This is a genomic window from Escherichia sp. MOD1-EC5433 (assembly GCF_002966005.1).
Classification (GTDB): domain Bacteria; phylum Pseudomonadota; class Gammaproteobacteria; order Enterobacterales; family Enterobacteriaceae; genus Escherichia; species Escherichia ruysiae.
The window spans coordinates 133,528-159,552 of the sequence record NZ_PTRL01000008.1 but is presented as its reverse complement, the minus strand read 5'-3'; the positions used below and the strand labels follow the sequence as shown (position 1 = coordinate 159,552).

The following is a 26,025-nucleotide window of genomic DNA, read 5'->3' as shown; positions in this document are numbered from 1 at the left end:
AAATTCCACATTTCAAGTTACATGACGCGACAGGCAAACCCTTTCAGATATAGCCCTTCCGGGTAGGTAGCGATCACCGGATGATCGGCTGCCTGACGGAACTGCTCTATAAATTGTATATCACGACCGGCATCTATTGCGGCATCAGCGATGATTTTCTGAAATAAATCGCTGGTCATCAGGCCTGAACAGGAGAAAGTCAGGAGAACACCGCCCTCATTCAGCAACTGAATCGCCAGCATGTTGATGTCTTTATAGCCACGACATGCGCCCATCAACTGGCTTTTGTTCTCAACAAACTTCGGCGGGTCCATTACGATAACGTCAAATTTCTCCCCACGATCGCGATAAGTACGCAGCAATTTAAAGACGTCATCACGCACGAACTCTGCTTTGCTCAGATCCAGTTTGTTCAGCTCAACGTTCTGCCGTGCAATATCCAGTGCTTCCTGGGAGGTATCAACGCTGACAACCTGGCTGCAACCGCCCATTAATGCCGATACCGCGAAACCACCGGTATAGGAGAAACAGTTCAGTACGCGTTTATTTTCAACGTAGCGGCGCGTTGCCAGTCGGCTGTCGCGCTGATCCAGGTAGTAGCCTGTTTTGTGTCCGTGTTGAATGTCCACCAGCAGTTTCATGCCGTGTTCTTCAATCGGCAGCAGGGCTGGTGGCAGTTCGCCAGTGACTGGCCCCTGGGTCAGCTCCATTCCTTCTTTTTTACGTACTGCGACGTCGCTGCGATCGTAAATCGCACATTCCGGGTACAGCGTTTGCAGGGCGCTGATCAATGCCGCCCGCTGATATTCTGCGCCAGCACTCAGCAGTTGCAGCACCAGAAAATTACCGAAACGATCGATAGTTATACCTGGCAGTCCATCAGACTCACCGGCAATTAAACGATAGCTATCGAGGCCATCTTTTTTCGCCAGCCAGTCGCGCCACTTTTGCGCCTGTTGTAAGCGTCGGGTGAAAAAGGCAATGTCGATGGATTCCGAGGGATCGAAAGTCCAGACGCGAGCACGGATTTGCGAAGCCGGCGAATAAGCGCCGCGTGCTAACCATTTTCCCTGATGATCAACAATATCGATGGTTTCACCGAGGCTGGCTTTACCTTCCATACGGGCAACGGCTCCGGAAAAGACCCACGGATGGCGACGAAGTAATGATTTTTCGCGCCCTTTGGCTAACACTAAACGTACACTCATAATTTACTATTCTGTCGATGCAAAGAAATGGGCGCCATTGTCCGGAGTTTTCCATGGATTTGCAACGCAGCTATAAGGATAAGGAGAGCGGTAATGTCGAAAGTATGCATAATTGCCTGGGTCTATGGGCGAGTTCAGGGGGTAGGCTTTCGCTATACCACGCAGTATGAAGCGAAAAAACTGGGATTAACCGGCTATGCCAAAAACCTTGACGATGGCAGCGTGGAAGTGGTCGCGTGTGGTGAAGAAGGACAGGTGGAAAAATTAATGCAGTGGTTAAAGAGTGGCGGCCCGCGTTCTGCGCGTGTGGAACGGGTACTTAGCGAGCCGCATCATCCCTCGGGGGAATTAACTGATTTTCGTATCCGTTAAATACATTTTACTGGTTTTGGCAGGCCAGCAATTTTGGTGGCTTGCTTTGCCGGGCCTTTGGGGAACAGTCGGTATAAATAGCGGCTGTTACCTTTTTCTTCGCCAAACTTATTCGCCATCGCTTTTACCAGCATACGAATCGCTGGAGAAGTATTGAATTCCAGATAGAAATCACGCACAAAACGCACCACTTCCCAGTGTTCTGGCGACAGCGTAATTCCTTCGTTCTCTGCAATCACCACCGCCAGCGGTTCACTCCACTGGCTGCTTTCTTTGAGATAGCCTTCGGTATCCGTTTCTATCTCTTTACCTTCGAAGATCAGCATAATTTTTTACTACCTTAATCAGACTGGCGGCAGTGTAACAAAAAACAAAGCCCCGCATAAAGCGAGGCTCTGTAAGTGGCATAGGGCGAGATTAATCGCGGCTGGCGAAGCCCAGAATGCTCAACAGGCTAACGAAGATGTTGTACAGCGACACATACAGGCTAACCGTGGCACGAATGTAGTTCGTTTCACCGCCATGAATGATGTTGCTGGTTTCAAACAGAATCGCGCCAGAAGAGATCAGAATGAATACCGCACTGATTGCCAGATGCAGAGCAGGTAGCTGCAGGAAGATATTCGCTACCATTCCAATCAATACCACCACAATACCTGCCATCAGCATACCGCCGAGGAAAGACATGTCTTTGCGGGTAGTCAGCACATACGCAGAGCAGCAGAAGAACACTAATGCTGTGCCGCCCAGCGCCATAGCGATTACGTCGCCCATTCCGGCAGACAGGTAAGTGTTCAGAATTGGTCCGAGGATATAACCGAGAAAACCGGTAAAGGCGAACGCGGAGATAATCCCGGTCGGCTTATTCGCCGTTTTATAGGTCAGGAACATTAAACCATACATCCCCACCAGCGTCAGAATCAGACCCGGAGATGGCAGCATCAGAACTGTACTGGCCGTTGCGGTAATCGCCGAAAAGGCCAGCGTCAGGCTCAGCAAGAAATAGGTATTACGCAGCACCTTATGGGTGCTAAGTAGCGATGTACGGTCATGTGAAGAACTAACTATACGATCCATGGAGTCACTCTCTATGACAGGTGTAATTAATAAAGCAGCATAATGATATTGCCGAAAGCTACCCAGAGGTTTTACCCATCTTTACGCATTTGATCTGGAACAGATTTAGCAAAGACAGATTAAGTCATTGGGATGGCATAACGGCATGGCGATTTTGACAGGTAAAAGAAAAAGGGGTTAGCATTTAGCTAACCCCTTATCTTATTTGGCGGAAGCGCAGAGATTCGAACTCTGGAACCCTTTCGGGTCGCCGGTTTTCAAGACCGGTGCCTTCAACCGCTCGGCCACACTTCCGGAATGACGCGAACTATAAACATCCCGATGCGTCGTGTAAACCCCCAATGTGTTTGTTTGCCTGAAAAACAGACAAAATCGTGTTGATTGCGTGAAATAACAGCAATTTGCGCATTCCATCGCCATAAAAATCGCTTCATAACCTTCCTGCGGCAAACCTTAAGGAAAATAAGGTTCATTTTTATCGTTAAAAGATAAATCCACACACTCTGTATTGTTTTGTGCAAAAGTTTCACTACGCTTTATTAACAATACTTTCTGGCGACGTGCGCCAGTGCAGAAGGATGAGCTTTCGTTTTCTGTCTCTCTCGTGAAGCGATGGTTTGCCTTGCTCCAGGGACGTCGCTTGCCGACCAAAAGCGCCCGGCACTCCAGCCGGTGTCGCAAGGAGAAGAGACGTGCTATATGAATAACGAGGAAACCTTTTACCAGGCTATGCGACGTCAGGGGGTTACCCGGCGAAGTTTTCTTAAATATTGCAGTCTGGCTGCCACGTCGCTGGGATTAGGCGCGGGGATGGCACCAAAGATTGCCTGGGCGCTGGAGAATAAACCCCGCATTCCAGTGGTGTGGATCCACGGTCTTGAATGCACCTGCTGTACCGAATCTTTTATCCGTTCTGCTCATCCGCTGGCGAAGGATGTCATTCTTTCCCTTATTTCTCTCGACTACGACGATACTCTGATGGCTGCCGCAGGCACTCAGGCAGAGGAAGTCTTTGAAGACATCATCACGCAATACAACGGCAAATATATCCTCGCAGTAGAAGGTAACCCGCCGCTGGGCGAGCAGGGGATGTTCTGTATCAGTAGCGGTCGACCGTTTATTGAGAAACTCAAACGTGCCGCCGCCGGAGCCAGTGCGATTATCGCCTGGGGAACCTGCGCTTCCTGGGGTTGCGTGCAGGCCGCGCGGCCCAATCCTACGCAGGCAACACCCATCGACAAAGTTATTACCGACAAACCTATTATCAAAGTACCTGGCTGCCCACCGATCCCGGATGTGATGAGCGCCATCATTACCTACATGGTGACGTTTGATCGCCTGCCGGATGTCGACAGAATGGGGCGTCCGCTAATGTTCTATGGTCAGCGAATCCACGATAAATGTTATCGCCGCGCCCACTTTGATGCCGGAGAGTTCGTGCAGAGTTGGGATGATGACGCCGCGCGCAAAGGTTACTGCCTGTACAAAATGGGCTGCAAAGGGCCAACCACTTATAACGCCTGTTCCTCTACCCGCTGGAATGATGGGGTCTCCTTCCCGATTCAGTCTGGTCACGGCTGCCTGGGCTGTTCTGAAAATGGCTTCTGGGATCGCGGTTCGTTTTACAGTCGCGTGGTCGATATTCCGCAAATGGGCACCCACTCCACCGCCGATACCGTCGGTTTAACCGCACTTGGCGTCGTGGCAGCGGCTGTTGGTGTACATGCAGTCGCCAGCGCCGTTGACCAGCGCAGACGTCATAACCAGCAACTTGCAGAAGCCGAACAACAGCCGGGCAACGAGGATAAACAGGCATGAGCACTCAGTACGAAACTCAGGGATATACCATCAATAATGCCGGACGTCGCCTGGTGGTCGATCCGATTACGCGCATCGAAGGTCATATGCGCTGCGAAGTGAATATTAACGATCAGAATGTGATTACCAATGCAGTTTCCTGCGGCACTATGTTTCGCGGGCTGGAGATCATCCTGCAAGGCCGCGATCCGCGCGATGCGTGGGCGTTCGTTGAACGTATCTGCGGCGTCTGCACTGGCGTACATGCTCTGGCTTCGGTCTATGCAATTGAGGATGCCATCGGCATTAAAGTGCCGGACAACGCCAATATCATCCGCAACATTATGCTGGCGACCCTCTGGTGCCACGACCATCTGGTCCACTTCTATCAGCTCGCCGGGATGGACTGGATAGATGTGTTAGATGCGCTGAAAGCCGACCCACGGAAAACGTCAGAACTGGCGCAAAGCCTCTCCTCGTGGCCGAAATCATCCCCTGGCTATTTCTTCGACGTACAAAACCGACTGAAGAAATTTGTTGAAGGCGGGCAGTTGGGGATTTTCCGCAACGGCTACTGGGGGCACCCGCAGTACAAACTGCCGCCGGAAGCCAACCTGATGGGCTTTGCTCATTATCTGGAAGCCCTCGATTTCCAACGGGAGATCGTCAAAATTCACGCCGTTTTTGGTGGTAAAAACCCACATCCGAACTGGATTGTCGGCGGGATGCCGTGCGCCATTAACATTGACGAAAGCGGCGCGGTCGGGGCGGTCAATATGGAACGCCTGAACCTGGTGCAGTCGATTATCACCCGCACGGCGGATTTCATTAACAACGTGATGATCCCCGACGCCTTAGCCATCGGTCAGTTCAACAAACCGTGGAGCGAAATCGGCACTGGTCTTTCTGATAAATGTGTCCTCAGCTACGGCGCATTCCCGGATATTGCCAACGACTTTGGCGAGAAAAGTCTGCTGATGCCTGGCGGCGCGGTGATTAACGGCGACTTCAACAATGTGCTGCCAGTGGATTTGGTTGATCCGCAGCAGGTGCAGGAGTTTGTCGATCACGCCTGGTATCGTTATCCCAACGATCAGGTCGGGCGTCATCCGTTCGATGGCATCACCGACCCGTGGTACAACCCTGGCGATGTCAAAGGCAGCGATACCAACATTCAGCAACTGAATGAACAGGAACGTTACTCGTGGATCAAAGCGCCACGCTGGCGCGGTAACGCGATGGAAGTAGGGCCGCTGGCACGCACATTGATCGCTTATCACAAAGGCGATGCAGCGACCGTTGAGTCGATCGATCGTATGATGTCGGCGCTGAACCTGCCGCTTTCCGGTATCCAGTCAACGTTGGGCCGCATTTTGTGCCGCGCACACGAAGCGCAGTGGGCCGCAGGCAAGTTGCAATATTTCTTCGACAAGCTGATGACCAACCTGAAAAACGGCAATCTTGCCACTGCCTCTACCGAAAAATGGGAGCCTGCGACCTGGCCGAAAGAGTGCCGTGGCGTCGGTTTTACCGAAGCACCGCGCGGGGCGTTAGGTCACTGGGCCGCCATTCGCGATGGCAAGATTGATCTCTACCAGTGCGTGGTGCCGACCACCTGGAACGCCAGCCCGCGCGATCCCAAAGGGCAGATTGGCGCTTATGAAGCGGCGCTGATGAACACCAAAATGGCGATCCCCGAGCAACCGCTGGAGATCCTTCGTACTCTGCACAGCTTTGACCCGTGCCTCGCCTGTTCAACACACGTGCTGGGCGACGACGGTAGCGAGCTTATCTCCGTGCAGGTGCGTTAACAGCGAAGGAGAATCATCATGCAACAGAAAAGCGACAACGTTGTCAGCCATTATGTCTTTGAAGCACCTGTGCGGATATGGCACTGGCTGACGGTGTTATGCATGGCGGTGTTGATGGTCACCGGTTACTTTATCGGCAAGCCGCTGCCTTCGGTCAGCGGCGAGGCGACGTATCTGTTCTATATGGGCTACATCAGGTTAATTCACTTCAGCGCAGGCATGATTTTTACCGTGATATTGCTGATGCGGATTTACTGGGCGTTCGTTGGTAATCGCTATTCACGCGAGCTTTTCATCGTACCGGTATGGCGTAAAAGCTGGTGGCTGGGCGTGTGGTATGAAATCCGCTGGTATCTGTTTCTGGCAAAACGCCCGAGTGCCGATATTGGTCATAACCCCATCGCCCAGGCGGCGATGTTCGGCTATTTCCTGATGTCTGTCTTTATGATCGTCACCGGTTTTGCGCTGTTCAGCGAACACAGTCAGTACGCTATCTTCACACCGTTTCGTTACGTGGTGGAATTTTTCTACTGGACGGGTGGCAACTCGCTGGACATTCACAGCTGGCATCGGTTGGGCATGTGGTTGATTGGCGCTTTTGTGATCGGTCATGTCTATATGGCGCTGCGTGAAGACATTATGTCCGACGACACGGTGATCTCCACGATGGTGAACGGCTACCGCAGCCACAAGTTTTTTAAAGTCAAAAGCAACAAGGAGCGTTCATGAGCGAGCAGCGCGTGGTGGTGATGGGGCTGGGCAACCTGCTGTGGGCCGATGAAGGTTTCGGCGTGCGGGTGGCGGAACGGCTATATGCCCATTATCACTGGCCCGAAAACGTGGAGATTGTCGATGGCGGCACTCAGGGGCTGAATTTGCTGGGCTACGTTGAAAGCGCCAGCCACTTGTTGATCCTCGATGCCATTGATTATGGGCTGGAGCCAGGAACGCTACGGACGTATGCCGGAGAGCGCATTCCGGCATACCTCAGCGCGAAGAAAATGAGTCTGCACCAGAACAGTTTCTCCGAAGTGCTGGCGCTGGCGGATATTCGTGGGCATTTGCCTGCACAAATCGCCCTGGTCGGGCTGCAACCGGCAATGCTCGACGACTACGGCGGCAGCCTGAGCGAGCTGGCGTGTGAACAACTGCCAGCAGCAGAACAGTTGGCGCTGGCGCAACTGGCTGAGTGGGGAATAGTGCCGCATCTGGCAGAGGAATCACGCTGTCTCAACTATGACTGTCTGTCGATGGAAAATTATGAAGGCGTTCGCTTACGCCAGTACCGGATGACGCTGGAGGAGCAGGGATGATCAATGACTCTCCTTTTAATGCGTTGTGGCAGCGTATGCTGGCGCGTGGATGGACACCTGTCACAGAATCCAGCCTTGATGACTGGCTTACGCAAGCGCCAGACGGCGTGGTGTTATTAAGCAGCGATCCGAAACGCACGCCAGAGGTCAGCGATAATCCGGTAATGATTGGCGAATTATTGCGCGAGTTTCCCGATTATACATGGCAGGTAGCGATTGCTGACCTTGAGCAAAGCGAAGCCATCGGCGATCGCTTTGGTGTTTTTCGCTTTCCCGCCACACTGGTGTTTACTGGCGGTAGCTATCGCGGCGTGCTGAATGGTATTCACCCGTGGGCGGAGCTGATAAACCTGATGCGTGGGCTTGTCGAACCGCAACAGGAGCGAGCCTCATGAGTGACACTTTTTTCCATTTGCTGGGGCCAGTAACGCAACCTGACGACGACAGTTTCAGTATGAATCCGCTGCCGATCACCTGCCAGGTGAATGATGAACCGAGCATGGCGGCACTGGAACAGTGTGCACATAGCCCGCAGGTGATTGTGCTGTTAAACGAACTGCAACAACAGCTAAGTCAACGTATCCCCCCTTTGGGCGAGGTGCTGGCAGTCGATCTGTTCAATCTCAACGCTTACGATCGCCACTTTATCAATACGCTTCTCGGGGAAGGGGAAGTGTCAGTTCGCATCCAACATGTTGATGGCAGTGAAAGTGAAATTCAGGAGGCGATCTTCTGCGGATTATGGCGAGTGCGCAGACGTCGCGGCGAACAGTTGCTGGTGGACAAACTGGAGGTGGGCTGCGCGCCGCTGCCGTTGTGGCAGGCGGCAACGCAAAACGTCTTGCCGACAGATTCGCTGTTACCGCCGCCTGTTGATGGCCTGATGAACGGACTGCCGTTGGCTCATGAATTGCTGGCGCATGTGCGTAACCCTGACACGCAGCCGCACAGTATTAACCTGACGCAATTGCCCATCAGCGAGGCTGACCGACTTTTTCTCTCGCGCCTTTGCGGGGCGGGGAATATTCAGATTCGCACTATTGGCTATGGCGAGAGCTATATCAACGCCACCGGGTTACGCCATGTCTGGCATTTACGCTGCACGGACACCCTAAAAGGCCCGCTGCTTGAGAGTTATGAAATCTGCCCTATACCGGAAGTTGTGCTGGCAGCGCCGGAAGATTTGGCGGATTCTGCGCAGCAGTTGGGCGAGGTGTGCCAGTGGCTGGTGGAAAACGAGCAACAGTGAAAACGGCGGCAAATGTCGCTTTCAGTCTTATGAATATCGCAATCAGCGAATACAACCACCTACAAACTGTAAGGGTAAAAAGGGAGATCTACTATTAAAGGGTTATTTCCCTCTCTTCGCCTACAGGAGTTCGCATGTGGGATGTTATTGACTTATCGCGCTGGCAGTTTGCACTGACCGCGCTGTACCACTTTTTATTCGTGCCCCTTACCCTGGGGCTGATTTTTTTGCTGGCTATCATGGAAACCATTTACGTGGTCACCGGCAAAACAGTCTACCGCGATATGACGCGTTTCTGGGGTAAGCTCTTCGGTATCAACTTCGCTCTCGGCGTGGCCACCGGCCTGACGATGGAGTTTCAGTTTGGTACTAACTGGTCATTCTATTCCAACTATGTGGGCGACATTTTTGGCGCACCGCTGGCGATGGAAGCATTAATGGCCTTCTTCCTCGAATCCACCTTTGTCGGGCTGTTCTTCTTCGGCTGGCAACGGCTGAATAAATACCAGCATCTGCTGGTTACCTGGCTGGTGGCATTCGGTTCCAATATCTCCGCATTGTGGATTTTGAATGCCAACGGCTGGATGCAGTTCCCGACCGGCGCGCATTTCGATATCGACACCCTGCGTATGGAGATGACCAGTTTCAGCGATCTGGTTTTTAACCCTGTCAGCCAGGTGAAGTTTGTCCATACGGTGATGGCGGGTTATGTGACCGGGGCGATGTTCATTATGGCGATCAGCGCCTGGTATTTACTGCGCGGACGGGAGCGTGATGTTGCGCTACGTTCGTTTGCCATCGGCTCGGTCTTTGGCACACTGGCGATAATCGGCGCGCTGCAACTTGGAGACAGTTCTGCTTATGAAGTCGCACGCGTTCAGCCGGTAAAACTGGCAGCAATGGAAGGGGAGTGGCAAACCGAACCCGCACCTGCGCCGTTCCATCTTGTTGCCTGGCCGGAACAGGATCAAGAACGTAATGCCTTTGCCATCAAAATTCCCGCACTGTTAGGGATCCTCGCCACTCACTCATTAGATAAGCCCGTTCCGGGGCTGAAAAATTTGATGGCTGAAACCTATCCACGCTTGCAACGCGGACGTATGGCCTGGCTGCTGATGCAGGAGATCTCGCAGGGCAACCGTGAGCCACATGTTCTGCAGGCGTTTCGTAATCTGGAAAGCGATCTCGGTTACGGCATGTTGCTCTCCCGCTATGCGCCGGATATGAATCATGTCACACCTGCGCAGTATCAGGCGGCGATGCGTGGCGCTATTCCACAGGTTGCGCCGGTGTTCTGGAGTTTCCGCATCATGGTGGGCTGCGGTTCGCTGCTGTTACTGGTAATGCTGATTGCGCTCGTTCAGACGCTGCGCGGCAAAATCGACCAGCATCGTTGGGTGCTGAAAATGGCGCTCTGGAGTTTGCCACTGCCGTGGATTGCCATTGAAGCCGGGTGGTTTATGACCGAGTTTGGTCGTCAGCCGTGGGCGATTCAGGACATTTTACCGACATACTCCGCGCACTCCGCATTAACCACGGGCCAACTGGCTTTCTCACTGATCATGATCGTAGGGCTTTATACCCTGTTCTTAATCGCCGAAGTCTACCTGATGCAGAAATATGCCCGTCTGGGGCCGAGCGCGATGCAGAGTGAACAACCGACGCAGCAACAGGGGTAAAGGAGAGAATCATGTTTGATTATGAAACATTGCGCTTCATCTGGTGGCTGCTGATTGGCGTCATCCTGGTGGTCTTTATGATCTCCGATGGATTTGACATGGGGATTGGCTGTCTGCTGCCGCTGGTGGCACGTGATGATGATGAACGTCGGGTATTGATTAACAGCGTTGGCGCGCACTGGGAAGGCAACCAGGTCTGGTTGATTCTTGCGGGCGGGGCATTATTTGCCGCCTGGCCCAGAGTCTATGCAGCGGCGTTTTCTGGCTTTTACGTGGCGATGATTCTGGTGCTGTGCTCGCTGTTCTTTCGCCCGCTGGCTTTTGATTATCGTGGAAAAATCGCCGATGCACGCTGGCGTAAAATGTGGGATGCCGGTCTGGTCATCGGTAGTCTGGTGCCGCCGGTGGTCTTCGGTATCGCGTTCGGCAATTTGTTACTTGGCGTGCCGTTTGTCTTCACGCCGCAATTACGCGTGGAGTACCTCGGTTCTTTCTGGCAATTGCTGACACCGTTCCCATTACTGTGTGGTTTGCTCAGTCTGGGCATGGTGATTTTGCAAGGGGGCGTCTGGTTACAACTAAAAACAGTCGGTGCTATTCACCTGCGTTCGCAACTGGCGACCAAACGCGCTGCGCTGTTGGTCATGCTGTGCTTTTTGCTGGCGGGGTACTGGCTGTGGGTGGGTATTGATGGCTTTGTATTGCTTGCCCAGGATGTTAACGGCCCGTCCAATCCGTTAATGAAACTGGTTGCCGTACTGCCCGGTGCCTGGATGAATAATTTTGCTGAATCGCCGATATTGTGGATCTTCCCGCTGCTGGGTTTTTTCTGCCCGTTACTGACGGTGATGGCGATTTATCGTGGTCGCCCCGGTTGGGGATTTCTGCTGGCATCATTGATGCAATTTGGCGTTATCTTCACGGCAGGTATCACGCTGTTTCCGTTTGTCATGCCTTCGAACATCAGTCCGATCTCCAGCCTGACGCTGTGGGACAGCACCTCCAGTCAGCTGACGTTGAGCATTATGTTAGTAATTGTGCTGATATTTTTGCCTATTGTGTTGCTCTACACTGTATGGAGCTACTACAAAATGTGGGGGCGCATGACAACTGAAACTCTTCGCCGTCACGATAGTGAGCTGTACTAAGGAGGGATGATCAATGTGGTATTTATTGTGGTTCGTCGGAATTTTGTTGATGTGTTCACTCTCCACCGTGGTGTTGGTATGGCTGGAACAGCGTCTGAAAGGTTGATTTGACGCACAACGAACGTAGGCCTGATGAGACGCATCAGCGTCGCATCAGGCAATAATGCGAAACATGAAAAACGGAAACCTGGCGATGAAAGCGATTTTGATCCCCTTTTTTTCTCTTTTGCTTCCGTTAACACCGCTACCTGCATTTGCTCAGGGGGCGCCGGAACTGAAGCTGGAAAGTGTAGTGATTGTCAGCCGTCATGGTGTGCGAGCACCCACCAAATCTACGCAACTCATGCAGGACGTTACTCCAGACACCTGGCCTGGCTGGCCGGTGAAGCTGGGTTGGCTGACACCACGAGGCGGTGAGCTGATCTCTTATCTCGGACATTACCAACGCCAACGCCTGGTGGCTGACGGTTTACTGGCAAAAAATGGTTGCCCGAAAGCTGGGCAGGTCGAGATTATTGCCGATGTCGACGAGCGCACTCGTAAAACAGGTGAAGCCTTTGCTGCCGGGCTGGCTCCCGATTGTGCAATAACCGTACATACTCAGTCAGACACTTCCCGTCCCGATCCGTTATTTAATCCCCTGAAAACCGGTGTTTGCCAATTGGATAAAGTGAACGTGACTGAGGCGATTCTCAGCAGGGCAGGCGGCTCTCTCGTTGATTTTACCGATCATCGGCAAACGGCATTTCACGAACTGGAGCGGGTACTCAATTTTCCGCAATCAAGTCTGTGCCTCAAACGAGAGAAACAAGACGAAAGCTGTTCGTTCACGCAGGCATTACCCTCTGAACTCAAGGTGAGTGCTGATAACGTCTCATTAACAGGTGCGGTAAGCCTCGCATCCATGCTGACGGAGATCTTTCTCCTGCAACAAGCACAGGGAATGCCGGAGCCTGGCTGGGGACGAATCACTGATTCACATCAGTGGAACACCTTGTTAAGTCTGCATAATGCGCAGTTTTATTTGCTGCAACGTACCCCTGACGTGGCTCGTAGCCGTGCCACACCGCTGTTGGATTTAGTTCTGACGGCGCTGACGCCAAACAACCCGCAAAAATCGATCTATGGAATTACGCTACCGACTTCACTGTTGTTTATTGCCGGGCACGATACCAACCTGGCGAATCTCGGCGGCGCACTGAAGCTTAACTGGACGCTGCCGGGCCAACCGGATAACACCCCGCCGGGTGGTGAACTGGTATTTGAACGCTGGCGGCGGCTAAGTGATAACAGTCAATGGATTCAGGTTTCGCTGGTATTCCAGACCTTGCAGCAGATGCGTGATAAAACGCCGCTATCGCTAAAAACGCCGCCTGGAGAGGTAAAACTGACACTGGCAGAATGTGAGGAGAGAAACGCGCAGGGCATGTGTTCACTGGCGGATTTTACGCAAATAGTGAATGAAGCGCGCATTCCGGCATGTAGTTTACATCAGGATAAATAAACATTTGCCGCTGTTGGTCCACGCAGGCCATTAATGCGGCAAAATTCTACGCGTAATCCTGGGATGAGCACTTCTGCGTCGCGGGGACTGAATGCGGAAATATGAACCTGGACTTCTTTACGACCGTCGGAGGGGATGATGAATCCTTTGCCGCTTTTGCGATCAAAGGTTTTGACAATTCCTGTCATTTTACGGGACAAACAAATTCCTTACTAAAAATACTGCGCTGCACTATACGGGGTTAATAAAATAAAGCCAGCGATATTTAAGACCGCCGGACGGCTAAAATAAAATTTGCTTAATCATATTTATCATGCGTTAATAGCTGCGTCGGTTTGAAAGACAGACAGCATACAAAGTAGTTTACTAAAGCAGTTCTCATTATCAGGCATTATCCCCTTCTTTTGAGTCTCTCTCCTGAACACTAAGTAGTTTCTGTAATAAAGCCCTGTTTGCCGAAAGGCCCAAAATGAAGGAAGTAAAATATGTCTAATAAAATGACTGGTTTAGTAAAATGGTTTAACGCAGATAAAGGTTTTGGCTTTATCACTCCTGATGATGGCAGCAAGGACGTTTTCGTTCATTTCACCGCCATCCAGAGCAATGAATTCCGCACGCTGAATGAAAATCAGAAAGTCGAATTTTCTATTGAGCAGGGGCAGCGTGGTCCCTCGGCAGCGAACGTTGTTACGCTCTAAGGTTGCCGTTATTACTCAACATCTCCATTTCCGCTGTCCATGTTGTCATGGTTCACAGTACCGCACATCGGCATTCGATGTGACGGAGCGAAACCCTTTGGGCGCTAAGTGTATTTTCTGTAAATCGACGATGATCACCTTTGATAACGTTGCCTTGCAAATACGCACTGACCATGCGCCGCTGGATTTCACAAAATAATATCAGGCTCCCTCGCGGAGCCTTTTTTATATCTTCTGTTTGCACTTATCCCTGTACGCATATTGAGCGATAACCTACTGATTATTGAATCTTTCATGCAGATGGCTTATAACATTTCTAACCTGACCAGGGGATCGGAACCAACACCTTGCTGGCGTGTTGCTGTCTTTTAAGACCAGAAGAGGTTAACAGTGAATATTGAAGAGCTAAAAAAACAAGCCGAAACGGAAATCTCCGAGTTTATTGCGCAAAAAATCGCCGAATTGAATAAGAACACAGGGAAAGAAGTCTCTGAAATTCGCTTTACTGCGCGGGAGAAAATGACCGGGCTTGAAGGTTATGACGTCAAAATCAAAATAATGTGATTTTGTGAACATCACCCCGCACGAGGTGATGTTCCGCTTGTTGCTATTTTAATGACCAATCATTGGTGCTTGCGGAATTAAGCGTCGATACAATTCTTCTGGCACCGGGCTTTGCCATACGCCCGCATACATCGCATAACCAATCACCGCAAACATAATCCCCAGAACCAGTAGCGTCATTAACCAGCCAGACAACGCAAAGGCTTTTTTATTTGCCGCAGGTTTTTGCAGCGAAAAAGTTAATGTTGAAGCGACCGGACATGACTCGACACAGGTCATACAGCCGGTACATTCCACCGTTCTAACCTGGATTAATTTATCGACAGGTATCCGTGACGGACAATTATTTGCGCATTTGCCGCAGTCGATACAACTTTCGGCATTGCGACGAATCTTAAACGGCGAAAATAATGAAACCAGTCCCATCAGCGCACCATACGGGCAGAGATAACGACACCAGGCATGGCGAATAAACAGGCTGGCAATCAGTAAAACGATCACGCTGATTAACGTCGCTGTTCCCATATGGCGAAAGAAATCGAGCATTTTAACGTCCATCACCACGCTGTAGGGCGATAGCATAAAATAGTGAATCGCCTGAGCGGGCATCAATAACGCGATATAGAGAAAAAAACTCAACAGCAAATATTTCACTGCGCGCAGAGGAATATCCAGCCAGCGGGGAAGGGCAAATTGCCGACCAAACAGTTTTTTCCCGAGATCGCCGATTAATTCAGAAAGCGTACCAACCGGGCATAGCCATGAACAAAAGGCTTTTTTCAGCAACAGACTGATGATGATAAAAGCGACCAGCAACAGCATCGCAGCGGCATGGACGGAAGGTAATTGACCTGTCTCAAGGCTGTATTTCAGATTCATCAGACCGGCAATCGGTAGCCAGCCTTCGATGCCTCCCGGCCTGGCGACAAATGCCGTATTACCTGCTGTTTCGTAATAGCGCACCCAGTACCAGAAGGTGACGGCAATATAAATATTGATTGCTAACAGTAATAATTGCGTCGCTTTACGCCAGGTGGTGGCATTGCGCCAGTCATTCCACGGTAATTTGCCGCCCGTCGTGCCTGGCCGCCGCTGCCAGCGGGTTCTTTTTTTCTCTGTCATGATTTTGCCAGCCCGTTAAGTTGCATACTAAATGCCACTATTCTAAATATTCTTAACTGGCTGATATTGATTCAAATCGCGTTCAGGTCTTTCTTATTCAACCACGTTTCCAGAGCGGCAACACTGCGTGTAATTTCTTCGTGTGGGAGGGGCGCAGATAATGGCTGCTGCTCCAGTTGCGCGCATAGCTGGCTGGCGCTACGCATTCCCAGACTCGCGCAGCTGCTTTTTAGCTGGTGCGCGGCACGTTTGATTTTTTCGCAGTCCTGCCTGGCGCGGGCTGCGTCTATTTCATCGAGAAGTGGCAGGGCATGTTGTGTAAATAATGCCAGCCATTCGCGAATCTTCTCCGTCCCCATTAACTGAGCATCTTCATGGAGTTGCGATACATCCAGCGATTGATCGTTATTGGTTTGCAGTTGGAGATAGTGCGCCAGTAACTGACCGAGCACTTCACGCGGCACCGGTTTAGGGATTATCCCGCGAAAGAGCGAACTGGTTCGCTGGCGTAGCGTTTCGTCGATGACATGGGCGCTAAAGCCAATCAAAACCAGCGACGGATATTGCTGTGCCAGTTGTCGGGCAAGGGTAATTCCATCGATATCCGGCAGATCAAAATCCACCAGTGCGGCAGCAAACGGTTCGCTATTTTGCAACGTCTCTATTGCCTGCGCGGCATTTCCCACGGCAACGACCTGCGCACCACTGGTGTTCAGCATCTCAACGGTAATTCGCTGGGTTAGCGGGTTATCTTCAATTAACAGCAAACGTACACCATCCAGACGTACAGCCTGATTGACTGTTTTGCACACGGGTGCAGTGGCAACGCGTAACGGCAAGCGTAAACAAAAACAGCTTCCAACCTCCGGCGTGCTGGTGGCGCTCAGTTCGCCACCCATCGCCTGGGCCAGACTGCTACTGATAGTCAGCCCCAGCCCGGTGCCGCCGCGTTTGCCGCTCACCTGAACGAATGGTTGGAAGATTTCTGTCAGTTTCGCGGGATCAATACCGCAGCCGCTGTCTTCCACTTCGACCAGCCATTGCTTGCCATCAGTGCGACTGCGCAGGATAATCTGCCCCTTGTCAGTGAAACGCAGGGCGTTGCTCAACAGGTTGGTAATAACCTGGCGAATACGTCGCGGATCGCCCATTAACGCGGTCGGTATATCATCGGCAATTTCCATTGCCAGTCGAATCGGACGACCTTTCACCCGTCCGCTCATTAATTGCAGGGTACTTTCCAGCAGCGGGCGTGGTTCAAAGGGTTCATCGCTGACCGAAACATTCTTGCCGCCTGCTTCGATAGCCGAATAATCGAGAATATCGTTAAGGATGGTCAGCAGCGATTCGCCAGAGTCGGTAATTGCCCGCAAATCATCACGCTGGGCGTTAAGTGCGGGGTTATCTGCCAGCAGTTGCGCGGTGCCGAGAATACCGTACAGCGGTGTGCGGATCTCATGACTCATCGCCGCCAGAAATGCCGATTTTGCCTGGCTGGCTTTTTCTGCTTCCGCCCGTGCCTGTCGGTGTTCTACTACCAGCTCCTGCAATTCGGCCGTGCGTGCTTTGACCTGCGCCGCCAGTTGTTCGCGGTGGCGATTAAGCGCATGAACACTGCTGCGAAACGCATCCATCAGCCGCCCAATGGTATCCAGTTCCCGCACGCCAGCGGTTTCCGGGAAAGGGGAGTCGATATCGCCGTCCAGCAAGCGTTGCAGCGCCTGCGTTTGTTCGGCTAGTGGGCGAGTGACTGAACGATAAACCACACGCCAGAGGATCAGAATCAGTGCGCAAAGTGAAACTATTCCCAGCAATAACAGGCTGTATTGCCCGCGTGTACTGGCTTTTTCCAGATGCGCCAGTCCGTGCTGATTACGCAGCTCAATGGTGTCGACCAGCTGACTGACTTCGCTACTAAACTGCGCGAACTGGGCGATGTTATTTTGGGTGAGAGTTTGCAGGCGATTGCTGATTTCATTGTCCTGCTGATAAAGCACCAGTAAATCGCTATAACGGCGAACGGTAGATAACGTAGTTGCGACCTGCGCACGAACCCCCGGATCTTCAACACGTATTTGCCGACGTTGCAGAATTTTCACTGCATTATTGAGCTGATTTTCCAGCATTGACGAATTTTTCTGGATCTGCTCCAGCCCCAGATTCATCACCATTTGCTGTACCCGCAGGGCGCTAAGGCGCAGTTCATTCATCTGGTTAACATACTCAAGATCGATATCAATCAGCCTGTCGAGTGCGCTTTCTGCGGCCTGACGCTGATGTTGTTCGATCAAATCGTAAATCCCGGCCTGGGTAGCTCCGGCGGAGGTTGCAGCGTTATTCGCCTGACCTTGCGCCAGGCGTGTGATTTCATCGGCGGCGGCGACAATCTGCTGACTGAGTTGCTGTTGTTGCTGGCGCAGTTGCAAACGCTGCCCCACCAGCTCCCCTTGTTGACGTAACGAACGGGAGATCTCCTGCTCCTGTTGTTCAATCGCGGAGGTGTCAAAACCTTGTTCCCGTAACGCTTGCAGCAATGCGTTAATCTTCAGGCTTTGTGCGGTGAGCATTCGCCCCTGAGCCTGCCACATCTTTTCGTTATCGGCACTGGTCAGGTTCTGCGCGGCGAAAAGTTCCCAGGCGCTGGCTTCGCTCAACTGGCGCGCCATATTCATGGTAGGAATCAATGCCTGAGTATTGGCTTTTTCCACCTCGCTGACAAAACGCAGGTTGTACCATCCCACCAGGGTACTGGTCAGGGTTAACAGCGCCATCAGGGCAAAGCCCATCCAGAGTCTTCGGGTCAGGGTTAAATTCACGGCCGGTGCACTAAGGTGAAAAAGGTTGAGTCGCAAAGCGGAATGCATCTAGCATAAAGCCTTATTATTGATGAGGCTATCATGCGCGTACTGCTATTTTTACTTCTTTCTCTTTTCATGTTGTCGGCATTTTCGGCTGATAACCTGTTGCGCTGGCATGATGCGCAGCATTTCATGGTGCAAGCCTCTATGCCGCTTAAAGCCAAACGCGCATGGAAACTGTGTGCGCTTTACCCCAGCCTGAAAGATTCATACTGGTTATCGTTGAACTATGGAATGCAGGAGGCCGCTCGCCGCTACGGTGTGGATTTAAAAGTGCTGGAGGCAGGCGGTTACAGTCAGTTAGCTACCCAGCAGGCGCAAATCGACCAGTGTAAACAATGGGGCGCAGAGGCAATTTTGCTCGGCAGCAGTACAACGTCATTTCCCGATCTGCAAAAGCTGGTAGCAAGTCTGCCAGTGATCGAACTGGTGAATGCCATTGACGGCTCACAGATAAAAAGCCGCGTTGGCGTGCCCTGGTTTCAGATGGGTTATCAGCCAGGGCGATATCTGGTGCAATGGAGCCACGGAAAACCACTGAACGTACTGTTGATGCCTGGCCCCGATAACGCAGGGGGCAGTAAGGAGATGGTCGAGGGATTCCGCACAGCCATTACCGGAAGTCCGGTACGTATTGTTGATATTGCGCTAGGTGACAACGATATTGAAATCCAGCGCAACCTGTTGCAGGAGATGCTGGAGCGCCATCCAGAAATCGACGTCGTTGCCGGAACGGCCATTGCGGCAGAGGCGGCAATGGGCGAAGGGCGCAACCTGAAAACGCCGCTTACCGTGGTGTCGTTTTATCTTTCACATCAGGTGTATCGCGGGCTGAAGCGGGGAAGAGTGATTATGGCTGCCAGCGATCAAATGGTCTGGCAGGGGGAACTGGCGGTCGAGCAGGCTATCAGGCAATTACAGGGACAATCGGTGTCTGATAATGTCAGCCCACCGATTTTAGTTCTGACGCCGAAAAATGCTGACCGTGAACATATCCGCCGCTCGCTGTCGCCAGGGGGATTTCGTCCGGTCTATTTTTATCAGCACACATCAGCGGCTAAGAAATAACCTTCGCCATGTTGCGTCACCAGTAAATCCGCGCTGAGTTTATGGCGTAAACGACGAATTAACACATCGACGGTGCGCAGGTCAGGGTTTTCCACCCGACGCGCAGAGAGCATACGCAGCAGACGTTCACGGCTGAGAATTTCGCCGGGATTGGTCACAAACGCCACCAGCATTTCATACTCTGCGCGGGTCAGTTTAATCGGCTCGCCATCCCGCTCCAGCGTATGGCGCGACACATTCAGGCAATAACCGGCAAAGCGATAGCAGTTGTCCTGAGTGTGCGGTTGCGCCTGTCGCGCGAGGTCGATTCGCCAGAGCAAATTTTTCACTCGTACCACCAGTTCGCGCAGTTCCAGCGGTTTGGTGACGTAATCGTCTGCGCCCATTTCCAGCCCAACAATACGGTCAATCCGATCGCTGCGTCCGGTCACCAGAATAATCCCCACCGTTGAGCGTTCTCGCAGGGCGCGGGTTAACATCAGGCCATTTTCATCGGGCAAATTGATATCCAGCAGAATCAAATCCACTGGCTGATTCTGCATAATTTCCCGCAGTCCGGCACCGCTCGCCGTAACGGAAACGGTATACCCCTCCTGAGTGAAGTAGGTTTGTAATCGCGCCTGGGTAACCGGCTCATCTTCAACAATAACAATATGATGTGGCATCAGAGGGTTTTACTCATTCTGTTCATATCTGTTCATATTCTGCCGTAAGCCGTTCATCCTGACCAGTGCCGCTGTTCATATTTGCTCATTAAGATCGCTTCACTAAACCATAATTTTACAGGGGCTATTATGCGGAAACTCTGGAACGCGCTACGCCGACCCAGTGCTCGTTGGTCGGTACTGGCGCTGGTCGCTACTGGGATTGTGATTGGCATTGCGCTGATTGTATTGCCACACGTTGGGATCAAAGTCACCAGCACAACCGAATTTTGTGTCAGTTGCCACAGTATGCAACCGGTGTATGAAGAATATAAACAGTCGGTGCATTTCCAGAACGCCTCCGGCGTGCGAGCTGAATGCCATGACTGTCATATCCCGCCGGATATTCCAGGCATGGTGAAGCGCAAACTGGAAGCGAGCAACGACATTTACCAGACCTTTATTGCCCACTCCATTGATACACCTGAGAAATTTGAAGCCAAACGCGCGGAACTTGCCGAGCGTGAATGGGCGCGAATGAAAGAAAACAACTCGGCAACCTGCCGCTCCTGCCATAACTACGACGCGATGGATCATGCGAAGCAGCATCCTGAAGCGGCACGTCAGATGAAGGTGGCAGCGAAAGATAATCAATCCTGTATCGACTGTCATAAAGGTATTGCCCACCAGTTACCGGATATGAGTAGTGGCTTCCGTAAGCAGTTCGATGAGCTGCGCGCCAGTGCTAATGATAGTGGTGACACGCTGTACTCCATTGATATTAAGCCGATTTATGCGGCGAAAGGCGATAAAGAAGCGTCTGGTTCTCTGCTGCCTGCTTCGGCAGTGAAAGTCATTAAACGTGACGGCGACTGGCTGCAAATTGAAATCACTGGCTGGACGGAAAGTGCAGGACGTCAGCGTGTACTCACCCAATTCCCAGGTAAACGCATCTTTGTTGCCTCGATTCGTGGTGATGTGCAGCAGCAGGTGAAAACGCTGGAGAAAACCACCGTTGCCGACACCAATACCGAGTGGAGCAAGTTGCAGGCCACTGCGTGGATGAAGAAAGGCGACATGGTGAACGATATCAAACCGATCTGGGCTTATGCGGATTCGCTGTACAACGGCACCTGTAATCAATGCCACGGCGCACCAGAAATCTCCCACTTTGACGCTAATGGTTGGATTGGCACGCTCAACGGCATGATTGGCTTTACCAGTCTAGATAAACGTGAAGAACGCACCTTGCTGAAATATCTGCAAATGAATGCGTCTGACACCGCAGGTAAGGCTCACGGCGATAAGAAGGAAGAAAAATAATGAACAATAACGATCTCTTTCAGGCATCACGTCGACGTTTTCTGGCACAACTCGGCGGCTTAACTGTCGTCGGGATGCTGGGGCCGTCACTGTTAACGCCGCGCCGTGCGAATGCGGCGCAAGCAGCTACTGAGGCTGTCACCTCGAAAGAGGGCATTCTGACTGGATCGCACTGGGGAGCTATCCGCGCGACGGTGAAGGATGGTCGCTTTGTGGCGGCAAAACCGTTCGAACTGGATAAATATCCGTCGAAAATGATCGCCGGGTTGCCGGATCACGTACACAACGCGGCGCGTATTCGTTACCCGATGGTACGCGTGGACTGGCTGCGTAAGCGCCATCTGAGCGATACCTCCCAGCGCGGCGATAACCGCTTTGTGCGCGTGAGCTGGGATGAAGCCCTCGACATGTTCTATGAAGAACTGGAACGCGTACAGAAAACTCACGGGCCGAGTGCCTTGCTGACCGCCAGTGGTTGGCAATCGACGGGGATGTTCCATAACGCTTCGGGGATGCTGGCGAAAGCTATTGCCTTACATGGTAATAGCGTTGGTACGGGCGGAGATTACTCCACCGGTGCTGCGCAGGTGATCCTGCCGCGCGTGGTTGGCTCAATGGAAGTGTATGAACAGCAGACCTCCTGGCCGCTGGTATTGCAAAACAGCAAAACCATTGTGCTGTGGGGTTCCGATTTGCTGAAAAACCAGCAAGCGAACTGGTGGTGCCCGGATCACGATGTTTATGAATATTACGAGCAGCTAAAAGCGAAAGTTGCCGCAGGTGAAATTGAGGTCATCAGCATCGATCCGGTTGTGACGTCAACTCACGAGTATCTGGGGCGCGAGCATGTAAAACACATTGCGGTTAACCCGCAAACTGACGTGCCGCTGCAACTGGCGCTGGCGCATACGTTATACAGCGAAAACCTGTACGACAAAAATTTCCTCGCTAACTACTGTGTGGGTTTTGAGCAGTTCCTGCCGTATCTGCTGGGCGAGAAAGACGGTCAGCCGAAAGATGCCGCATGGGCTGAAAAACTGACCGGCATTGATGCCGAAACCATTCGTGGGCTGGCGCGGCAGATGGCGGCGAACAGAACGCAAATTATTGCTGGCTGGTGCGTGCAGCGTATGCAGCACGGTGAACAGTGGGCGTGGATGATTGTCGTTCTGGCGGCGATGCTGGGGCAAATTGGCCTGCCAGGTGGTGGCTTTGGTTTTGGCTGGCACTATAACGGCGCAGGCACGCCGGGGCGTAAAGGCGTTATTCTGAGTGGTTTCTCCGGCTCTACGTCGATTCCGCCTGTTCACGACAACAGTGACTACAAAGGCTACAGCAGCACCATTCCGATTGCCCGTTTTATCGATGCGATCCTCGAACCGGGGAAAGTGATCAACTGGAACGGTAAATCGGTAAAACTGCCGCCGCTGAAAATGTGTATTTTTGCCGGAACTAACCCGTTCCATCGCCATCAGCAGATCAACCGCATTATTGAAGGCTGGCGCAAGCTGGAAACGGTTATCGCCATAGATAACCAGTGGACCTCAACCTGCCGCTTTGCCGACATCGTGCTGCCTGCGACCACGCAGTTTGAGCGTAACGATCTCGACCAGTACGGCAACCACTCCAACCGTGGCATTATCGCCATGAAACAGGTCGTGCCGCCGCAGTTCGAGGTGCGCAACGACTTTGATATTTTCCGCGAGCTGTGCCGCCGCTTTAATCGCGAAGAAGCCTTTACCGAAGGGCTGGACGAAATGGGCTGGCTGAAACGCATCTGGCAGGAAGGTGTACAACAAGGCAAAGGGCGCGGCGTTCATCTGCCAGCGTTTGATGACTTCTGGAATAACAAAGAGTACGTCGAGTTTGACCATCCGCAGATGTTTGTTCGCCACCAGGCATTCCGCGAAGATCCGGATCTCGAACCGCTGGGCACGCCGAGTGGCCTGATTGAGATCTACTCGAAAACCATCGCCGATATGAACTACGACGATTGTCAGGGGCATCCGATGTGGTTTGAGAAAATCGAACGCTCCCACGGTGGGCCTGGCTCGCAAAAGTATCCGTTGCATCTGCAATCTGTGCATCCGGATTTCCGACTTCACTCGCAGTTATGTGAGTCGGAAACGCTGCGTCAGCAATATACGGTAGCGGGTAAAGAGCCAGTGTTCATTAACCCGCAGGATGCCAGCGCGCGCGGTATTCGTAACGGTGATGTGGTACGCGTGTTTAACGCTCGCGGTCAGGTGTTGGCAGGAGCAGTAGTTTCTGACCGCTATGCGCCCGGCGTGGCGCGAATTCACGAAGGGGCATGGTACGATCCAGATAAAGGTGGCGAGCCTGGTGCGCTGTGCAAATACGGTAACCCCAACGTGTTGACCATCGACATCGGTACTTCGCAGCTGGCGCAGGCGACCAGTGCGCACACTACGCTGGTGGAAATTGAGAAGTACAACGGAACAGTGGAGCAGGTGACGGCGTTTAACGGCCCCGTGGAGATGGTGGCGCAGTGCGAATATGTTCCCGCGTCGCAGGTGAAATCATGACCACGCTGACAGCACAACAGATTGCCTGTGTTTACGCCTGGCTGGCGCAGTTGTTCTCCCGTGAACTGGACGATGAACAACTGACGCAAATCGCCAGTGCGCAGATGTCTGAATGGTTTTCTTTGCTGAAAAGCGAACCGCCATTAGCTGTGGCGGTGAACGAACTGGAAGCTAAAATCGCCGCATTGACGGTTCGTGACGACGCCCGTCTGGAACTCGCCGCTGACTTTTGCGGACTGTTTCTGATGACTGACAAACAAGCGGCGCTGCCTTATGCATCGGCCTACAAACAGGACGAGCAAGAGATTAAACGCTTGTTAGTTGAGGCGAGGATGGAAACCAGTGGCAATTTCAACGAACCGTCAGATCATCTGGCGATCTATCTGGAGTTGTTAAGTCATCTGCATTTTTCACTGGGAGAGGGGACTGTTCCTGCGCGAAGAATCGACTGTTTGCGGCAAAAAACGCTAATGGCACTGTGGCAATGGTTACCCGAGTTTGCTGCGCGTTGCCATCAGTATGATAGCTTTGGTTTTTACGCGGCACTAAGCCAGTTGTTGCTTGCGATAACCAATAGAGATAATGCCGATTTGTAAGCCTGATAAGACGTGTTAAGCGTCGCATCAGGCATTATGGCAGAGCCGCCGGATGCGGCGTGAACGCCTATCCGGCCTACGGGAACAGTGCCCATCGTAGGCCTGATACGACGCGTTAAGCGTCGCATCAGGCAACAAACTCACGGATGAGCCACAAACCGGGAAAGCCGCTGGCGCAGCAGGCGGTTTTCCTGCCTCAGGTGCGCAATATCATCCATTAACGTCAGTGCCACCGCGATCCCCGGCCAGTCCAGCGCCAGTTCCTGACGCAGACGTACCGCGCGTTGCACCACAATGGCGGCATGGTCGTCAAATACCCAGGTTGTTTCCTGGATCTCACGCGGTTCAACCACCCCCAAACCGACAATTTCATTCAACTCCTCTTCAGAGATGCCGGTATGCAGGCAAAATTCGGTAATGGTAAAAGTCACCGTAACATTAGCCATCATGCTTTCCCCCAATCTTTACGTGGATCAAAAGACGACTGGGCGTCTGCCAGTTGTTGCCACAGCGCGGTAGTGTTCTCATCCGGTTTCGGTGGCATGACGATTTTCAGCACTGCATACAGGTCGCCGGTCTGTTTTTTGCTGACCAGACCTTTGCCTTTAACGCGTAATCGTTGCCCGGCCTGACTGCCTGGCGGGATAGTCAGCAAAATGCTTTCTTTCAGTGTTGGTACTGTGACTTTTGTACCCAGTGCCGCTTCCCACGGGCTAACCGGCACCACAATTTCCAGATCCTGACCGACAATATCAAACAACGGATGCGGCGCAATATGAATCACCAGCCACAGGTCGCCATTTGGACCACCGTTTTCGCCCGGCGTCCCCTGGCCTTTCAGACGGATGCGTTGACCATTGCCGATGCCCGCCGGGATCTTCACATTCAGCGTTTTCGGGATTTCCTGTTCGATCATGCCAAAGGCGTTATAAACCGGCAGGTTATAGCTGATGGTACGCTTATGCTCAGTAAGCGTTTCTTCGAGGAATACCGCCACTTCGATTTCAATATCGTGGCCGCGTGTGGCGGGGCGTTGACGGCTCTGGCGGGCATGCTGACCGAAAATTGACGAGAAGATATCGTCAAAATCTTCGGCGTTAAAACTCTGACCGTCGCCATGCTGGAACTGACGGCTAAATTGCGGATCGTTGCGATGTTGCCACATCTGATCATACTCAGCGCGACGTTGTTCATCACTTAACACTTCCCAGGCTTCAGCGACCTCTTTGAAGCGGGCTTCGGCATCCGGTTCTTTGCTGACATCAGGATGGTATTTGCGGGCCAGTCGACGATAGGCGGTCTTGATTGTCTTGAGATCGTCCGTCGGTTTCACGCCCATGATGGCGTAATAATCCTTTAATTCCATAGCGTTATCTCGCGTAAATCAATACAGACAAAGGGAAACCCCTGACAAGGTATCAGTGTTAAGTGTAGGGGAAATCAGAAAA

28 protein-coding genes, 1 tRNA gene and 1 pseudogene are annotated in these 26,025 nt (G+C 52.2%); 20 read left to right on the top strand and 10 right to left on the bottom strand.

Annotated features, from left to right (window positions below; all coding sequences use genetic code 11):
- Window positions 1–17: 17 nt before the first annotated feature.
- Entirely contained in the window at window positions 18–1,208 is a 1,191-nt protein-coding gene (gene rlmI / locus C3D30_RS16760; RefSeq protein WP_000116312.1) for a 23S rRNA (cytosine(1962)-C(5))-methyltransferase RlmI, read from the bottom strand.
- 93 nt (window positions 1,209–1,301) lie between these two features.
- On the opposite strand from rlmI, the gene yccX reads away from it, so the two are divergent.
- On the top strand, window positions 1,302–1,580 hold the full coding sequence (gene yccX / locus C3D30_RS16755) for an acylphosphatase (RefSeq protein ID WP_000048236.1): 279 nt from the start codon (window positions 1,302–1,304) through the stop codon (window positions 1,578–1,580).
- On the opposite strand, the gene tusE is transcribed toward yccX, so the two are convergent.
- The 3 genes from tusE to C3D30_RS16740 all read right to left on the bottom strand — a co-directional run bounded on the left by tusE (window position 1,577) and on the right by C3D30_RS16740 (window position 2,951).
- Window positions 1,577–1,906: a sulfurtransferase TusE gene (tusE, locus tag C3D30_RS16750; protein ID WP_000904443.1), complete on the bottom strand. Its 330-nt coding sequence runs from the start codon at window positions 1,904–1,906 to the stop codon at window positions 1,577–1,579. The genes yccX and tusE overlap by 4 nt on opposite strands.
- Before the next feature lie 91 nt (window positions 1,907–1,997).
- Window positions 1,998–2,657: an FtsH protease modulator YccA gene (gene yccA, locus C3D30_RS16745; RefSeq protein ID WP_000375136.1), complete on the bottom strand. Its 660-nt coding sequence runs from the start codon at window positions 2,655–2,657 to the stop codon at window positions 1,998–2,000.
- Between the two features lie 206 nt (window positions 2,658–2,863).
- Window positions 2,864–2,951: transfer RNA gene (locus tag C3D30_RS16740), tRNA-Ser, on the bottom strand.
- Window positions 2,952–3,356: 405 nt separating this feature from the next.
- On the opposite strand from C3D30_RS16740, the gene hyaA reads away from it, so the two are divergent.
- The 10 genes from hyaA (at window position 3,357) to C3D30_RS16685 (ending at window position 13,158) form a co-directional block, all read left to right on the top strand.
- Window positions 3,357–4,475, top strand: coding sequence for a hydrogenase 1 small subunit (gene hyaA / locus C3D30_RS16730; RefSeq protein ID WP_010344442.1), 1,119 nt, complete (start codon window positions 3,357–3,359; stop codon window positions 4,473–4,475).
- Window positions 4,472–6,265, top strand: a complete 1,794-nt coding sequence (gene hyaB, locus C3D30_RS16725) for a Ni/Fe-hydrogenase large subunit (RefSeq protein ID WP_105287151.1) — start codon at window positions 4,472–4,474, stop codon at window positions 6,263–6,265. The genes hyaA and hyaB overlap by 4 nt, the downstream gene beginning before the upstream one ends.
- An 18-nt stretch (window positions 6,266–6,283) precedes the next feature.
- Complete coding sequence (hyaC, locus tag C3D30_RS16720) at window positions 6,284–6,994, top strand: Ni/Fe-hydrogenase b-type cytochrome subunit (RefSeq protein WP_105287150.1); 711 nt, start codon at window positions 6,284–6,286, stop codon at window positions 6,992–6,994.
- Window positions 6,991–7,578: a hydrogenase 1 maturation protease gene (gene hyaD, locus C3D30_RS16715; RefSeq protein WP_105284922.1), complete on the top strand. Its 588-nt coding sequence runs from the start codon at window positions 6,991–6,993 to the stop codon at window positions 7,576–7,578. Before hyaC ends, hyaD begins: the two co-directional genes overlap by 4 nt.
- Window positions 7,575–7,973, top strand: coding sequence for a hydrogenase-1 operon protein HyaE (gene hyaE / locus C3D30_RS16710; RefSeq protein ID WP_105287149.1), 399 nt, complete (start codon window positions 7,575–7,577; stop codon window positions 7,971–7,973). The genes hyaD and hyaE overlap by 4 nt, the downstream gene beginning before the upstream one ends.
- Window positions 7,970–8,827, top strand: a complete 858-nt coding sequence (locus tag C3D30_RS16705; RefSeq protein WP_105287148.1) for a hydrogenase expression/formation protein — start codon at window positions 7,970–7,972, stop codon at window positions 8,825–8,827. The genes hyaE and C3D30_RS16705 overlap by 4 nt, the downstream gene beginning before the upstream one ends.
- A 134-nt stretch (window positions 8,828–8,961) precedes the next feature.
- Window positions 8,962–10,506: a cytochrome bd-II oxidase subunit 1 gene (appC, locus tag C3D30_RS16700; RefSeq protein ID WP_000263591.1), complete on the top strand. Its 1,545-nt coding sequence runs from the start codon at window positions 8,962–8,964 to the stop codon at window positions 10,504–10,506.
- 11 nt (window positions 10,507–10,517) lie between these two features.
- Window positions 10,518–11,654: a cytochrome d ubiquinol oxidase subunit II gene (gene appB, locus C3D30_RS16695; protein ID WP_105287147.1), complete on the top strand. Its 1,137-nt coding sequence runs from the start codon at window positions 10,518–10,520 to the stop codon at window positions 11,652–11,654.
- Between the two features lie 13 nt (window positions 11,655–11,667).
- Complete coding sequence (gene cbdX / locus C3D30_RS16690) at window positions 11,668–11,760, top strand: cytochrome bd-II oxidase subunit CbdX (protein WP_000270308.1); 93 nt, start codon at window positions 11,668–11,670, stop codon at window positions 11,758–11,760.
- A gap of 87 nt (window positions 11,761–11,847) precedes the next feature.
- On the top strand, window positions 11,848–13,158 hold the full coding sequence (locus C3D30_RS16685; protein WP_024191095.1) for an AppA family phytase/histidine-type acid phosphatase: 1,311 nt from the start codon (window positions 11,848–11,850) through the stop codon (window positions 13,156–13,158).
- Here C3D30_RS16685 and cspH read toward each other — a convergent pair.
- On the bottom strand, window positions 13,146–13,358 hold the full coding sequence (gene cspH, locus C3D30_RS16680; protein WP_000087759.1) for a cold shock-like protein CspH: 213 nt from the start codon (window positions 13,356–13,358) through the stop codon (window positions 13,146–13,148). The two genes, C3D30_RS16685 and cspH, sit on opposite strands and share 13 nt — an antisense overlap.
- Window positions 13,359–13,643: 285 nt before the next feature.
- Here cspH and cspG point away from each other — a divergent pair, with 285 nt between their 5' ends.
- From cspG to C3D30_RS16665, 5 genes and pseudogenes are all read left to right on the top strand, one after another.
- Window positions 13,644–13,856 (top strand): cold shock protein CspG, encoded by a 213-nt coding sequence (gene cspG / locus C3D30_RS16675; RefSeq protein WP_000066493.1) that lies wholly within the window; start codon window positions 13,644–13,646, stop codon window positions 13,854–13,856.
- Window positions 13,857–13,866: 10 nt separating this feature from the next.
- Complete coding sequence (ymcF, locus tag C3D30_RS16670) at window positions 13,867–14,055, top strand: cold shock small protein YmcF (protein ID WP_071524879.1); 189 nt, start codon at window positions 13,867–13,869, stop codon at window positions 14,053–14,055.
- Window positions 14,030–14,228: pseudogene (locus C3D30_RS20535) on the top strand (protein YmcE). The gene ymcF and the pseudogene C3D30_RS20535 overlap by 26 nt, the downstream one beginning before the upstream one ends.
- Window positions 14,207–14,257, top strand: coding sequence for a hypothetical protein (locus C3D30_RS20780; RefSeq protein WP_135486412.1), 51 nt, complete (start codon window positions 14,207–14,209; stop codon window positions 14,255–14,257). The pseudogene C3D30_RS20535 and the gene C3D30_RS20780 overlap by 22 nt, the downstream one beginning before the upstream one ends.
- Complete coding sequence (locus C3D30_RS16665) at window positions 14,247–14,420, top strand: GnsA/GnsB family addiction module toxin (protein ID WP_001019202.1); 174 nt, start codon at window positions 14,247–14,249, stop codon at window positions 14,418–14,420. The genes C3D30_RS20780 and C3D30_RS16665 overlap by 11 nt, the downstream gene beginning before the upstream one ends.
- Window positions 14,421–14,468: 48 nt before the next feature.
- Here the strand turns inward: C3D30_RS16665 and C3D30_RS16660 are convergent, their stop codons facing one another.
- Window positions 14,469–15,542 (bottom strand): 4Fe-4S binding protein, encoded by a 1,074-nt coding sequence (locus tag C3D30_RS16660; RefSeq protein ID WP_105287146.1) that lies wholly within the window; start codon window positions 15,540–15,542, stop codon window positions 14,469–14,471.
- 71 nt (window positions 15,543–15,613) lie between these two features.
- Window positions 15,614–18,358 carry a TMAO reductase system sensor histidine kinase/response regulator TorS gene (gene torS, locus C3D30_RS16655; RefSeq protein WP_105287169.1) on the bottom strand — a complete coding sequence of 915 codons (2,745 nt, stop codon included), beginning with the start codon at window positions 18,356–18,358 and terminating at the stop codon, window positions 15,614–15,616.
- Between the two features lie 81 nt (window positions 18,359–18,439).
- On the opposite strand from torS, the gene torT reads away from it, so the two are divergent.
- Window positions 18,440–19,468 carry a TMAO reductase system periplasmic protein TorT gene (gene torT / locus C3D30_RS16650; RefSeq protein ID WP_001264945.1) on the top strand — a complete coding sequence of 343 codons (1,029 nt, stop codon included), beginning with the start codon at window positions 18,440–18,442 and terminating at the stop codon, window positions 19,466–19,468.
- Here the strand turns inward: torT and torR are convergent.
- Complete coding sequence (torR, locus tag C3D30_RS16645; protein WP_001120129.1) at window positions 19,441–20,133, bottom strand: two-component system response regulator TorR; 693 nt, start codon at window positions 20,131–20,133, stop codon at window positions 19,441–19,443. The two genes, torT and torR, sit on opposite strands and share 28 nt — an antisense overlap.
- A gap of 129 nt (window positions 20,134–20,262) precedes the next feature.
- On the opposite strand from torR, the gene torC reads away from it, so the two are divergent.
- From torC to torD, 3 genes are read left to right on the top strand one after another with little or no spacing between them, the layout of a single operon-like run.
- Window positions 20,263–21,435, top strand: coding sequence for a pentaheme c-type cytochrome TorC (gene torC, locus C3D30_RS16640; RefSeq protein WP_001230246.1), 1,173 nt, complete (start codon window positions 20,263–20,265; stop codon window positions 21,433–21,435).
- On the top strand, window positions 21,435–23,981 hold the full coding sequence (gene torA, locus C3D30_RS16635) for a trimethylamine-N-oxide reductase TorA (RefSeq protein WP_105287145.1): 2,547 nt from the start codon (window positions 21,435–21,437) through the stop codon (window positions 23,979–23,981). The genes torC and torA overlap by 1 nt, the downstream gene beginning before the upstream one ends.
- Window positions 23,978–24,577, top strand: a complete 600-nt coding sequence (gene torD, locus C3D30_RS16630; protein WP_105287144.1) for a molecular chaperone TorD — start codon at window positions 23,978–23,980, stop codon at window positions 24,575–24,577. The genes torA and torD overlap by 4 nt, the downstream gene beginning before the upstream one ends.
- Window positions 24,578–24,717: 140 nt before the next feature.
- Here torD and cbpM read toward each other — a convergent pair whose 3' ends face one another.
- Together cbpM and cbpA are read right to left on the bottom strand one after the other, a co-directional pair.
- The gene (cbpM, locus tag C3D30_RS16625; RefSeq protein ID WP_105284912.1) at window positions 24,718–25,023 is read right to left on the bottom strand and encodes a chaperone modulator CbpM; all 306 of its coding nucleotides are present in this window, start codon (window positions 25,021–25,023) and stop codon (window positions 24,718–24,720) included.
- A complete protein-coding gene (gene cbpA, locus C3D30_RS16620; protein WP_105287143.1) occupies window positions 25,023–25,943 on the bottom strand; it encodes a curved DNA-binding protein in 921 nt (306 codons plus the stop codon). The genes cbpM and cbpA overlap by 1 nt, the downstream gene beginning before the upstream one ends.
- Between the last annotated feature and the right edge of the window lie 82 nt (window positions 25,944–26,025).

What these genes read in the sequence shown, in the direction of transcription:
- cbdX (WP_000270308.1), top strand. Translation starts at nt 11,668, where the DNA reads ATGTGGTATTTATTGTGGTTCGTCGGAATTTTGTTGATGTGTTCACTC.
- torA (WP_105287145.1), top strand. Translation starts at nt 21,435, where the DNA reads ATGAACAATAACGATCTCTTTCAGGCATCACGTCGACGTTTTCTGGCA.
- torC (WP_001230246.1), top strand. Translation starts at nt 20,263, where the DNA reads ATGCGGAAACTCTGGAACGCGCTACGCCGACCCAGTGCTCGTTGGTCG.
- torD (WP_105287144.1), top strand. Translation starts at nt 23,978, where the DNA reads ATGACCACGCTGACAGCACAACAGATTGCCTGTGTTTACGCCTGGCTG.
- C3D30_RS16705 (WP_105287148.1), top strand. Translation starts at nt 7,970, where the DNA reads ATGAGTGACACTTTTTTCCATTTGCTGGGGCCAGTAACGCAACCTGAC.
- appC (WP_000263591.1), top strand. Translation starts at nt 8,962, where the DNA reads ATGTGGGATGTTATTGACTTATCGCGCTGGCAGTTTGCACTGACCGCG.
- torT (WP_001264945.1), top strand. Translation starts at nt 18,440, where the DNA reads ATGCGCGTACTGCTATTTTTACTTCTTTCTCTTTTCATGTTGTCGGCA.
- yccX (WP_000048236.1), top strand. Translation starts at nt 1,302, where the DNA reads ATGTCGAAAGTATGCATAATTGCCTGGGTCTATGGGCGAGTTCAGGGG.
- C3D30_RS16660 (WP_105287146.1), bottom strand. Translation starts at nt 15,542, where the DNA reads ATGACAGAGAAAAAAAGAACCCGCTGGCAGCGGCGGCCAGGCACGACG.
- hyaA (WP_010344442.1), top strand. Translation starts at nt 3,357, where the DNA reads ATGAATAACGAGGAAACCTTTTACCAGGCTATGCGACGTCAGGGGGTT.
- cbpM (WP_105284912.1), bottom strand. Translation starts at nt 25,023, where the DNA reads ATGGCTAATGTTACGGTGACTTTTACCATTACCGAATTTTGCCTGCAT.
- yccA (WP_000375136.1), bottom strand. Translation starts at nt 2,657, where the DNA reads ATGGATCGTATAGTTAGTTCTTCACATGACCGTACATCGCTACTTAGC.
- torR (WP_001120129.1), bottom strand. Translation starts at nt 20,133, where the DNA reads ATGCCACATCATATTGTTATTGTTGAAGATGAGCCGGTTACCCAGGCG.
- cbpA (WP_105287143.1), bottom strand. Translation starts at nt 25,943, where the DNA reads ATGGAATTAAAGGATTATTACGCCATCATGGGCGTGAAACCGACGGAC.
- cspG (WP_000066493.1), top strand. Translation starts at nt 13,644, where the DNA reads ATGTCTAATAAAATGACTGGTTTAGTAAAATGGTTTAACGCAGATAAA.
- hyaD (WP_105284922.1), top strand. Translation starts at nt 6,991, where the DNA reads ATGAGCGAGCAGCGCGTGGTGGTGATGGGGCTGGGCAACCTGCTGTGG.
- hyaC (WP_105287150.1), top strand. Translation starts at nt 6,284, where the DNA reads ATGCAACAGAAAAGCGACAACGTTGTCAGCCATTATGTCTTTGAAGCA.
- hyaE (WP_105287149.1), top strand. Translation starts at nt 7,575, where the DNA reads ATGATCAATGACTCTCCTTTTAATGCGTTGTGGCAGCGTATGCTGGCG.
- appB (WP_105287147.1), top strand. Translation starts at nt 10,518, where the DNA reads ATGTTTGATTATGAAACATTGCGCTTCATCTGGTGGCTGCTGATTGGC.
- C3D30_RS16685 (WP_024191095.1), top strand. Translation starts at nt 11,848, where the DNA reads ATGAAAGCGATTTTGATCCCCTTTTTTTCTCTTTTGCTTCCGTTAACA.
- hyaB (WP_105287151.1), top strand. Translation starts at nt 4,472, where the DNA reads ATGAGCACTCAGTACGAAACTCAGGGATATACCATCAATAATGCCGGA.
- rlmI (WP_000116312.1), bottom strand. Translation starts at nt 1,208, where the DNA reads ATGAGTGTACGTTTAGTGTTAGCCAAAGGGCGCGAAAAATCATTACTT.
- tusE (WP_000904443.1), bottom strand. Translation starts at nt 1,906, where the DNA reads ATGCTGATCTTCGAAGGTAAAGAGATAGAAACGGATACCGAAGGCTAT.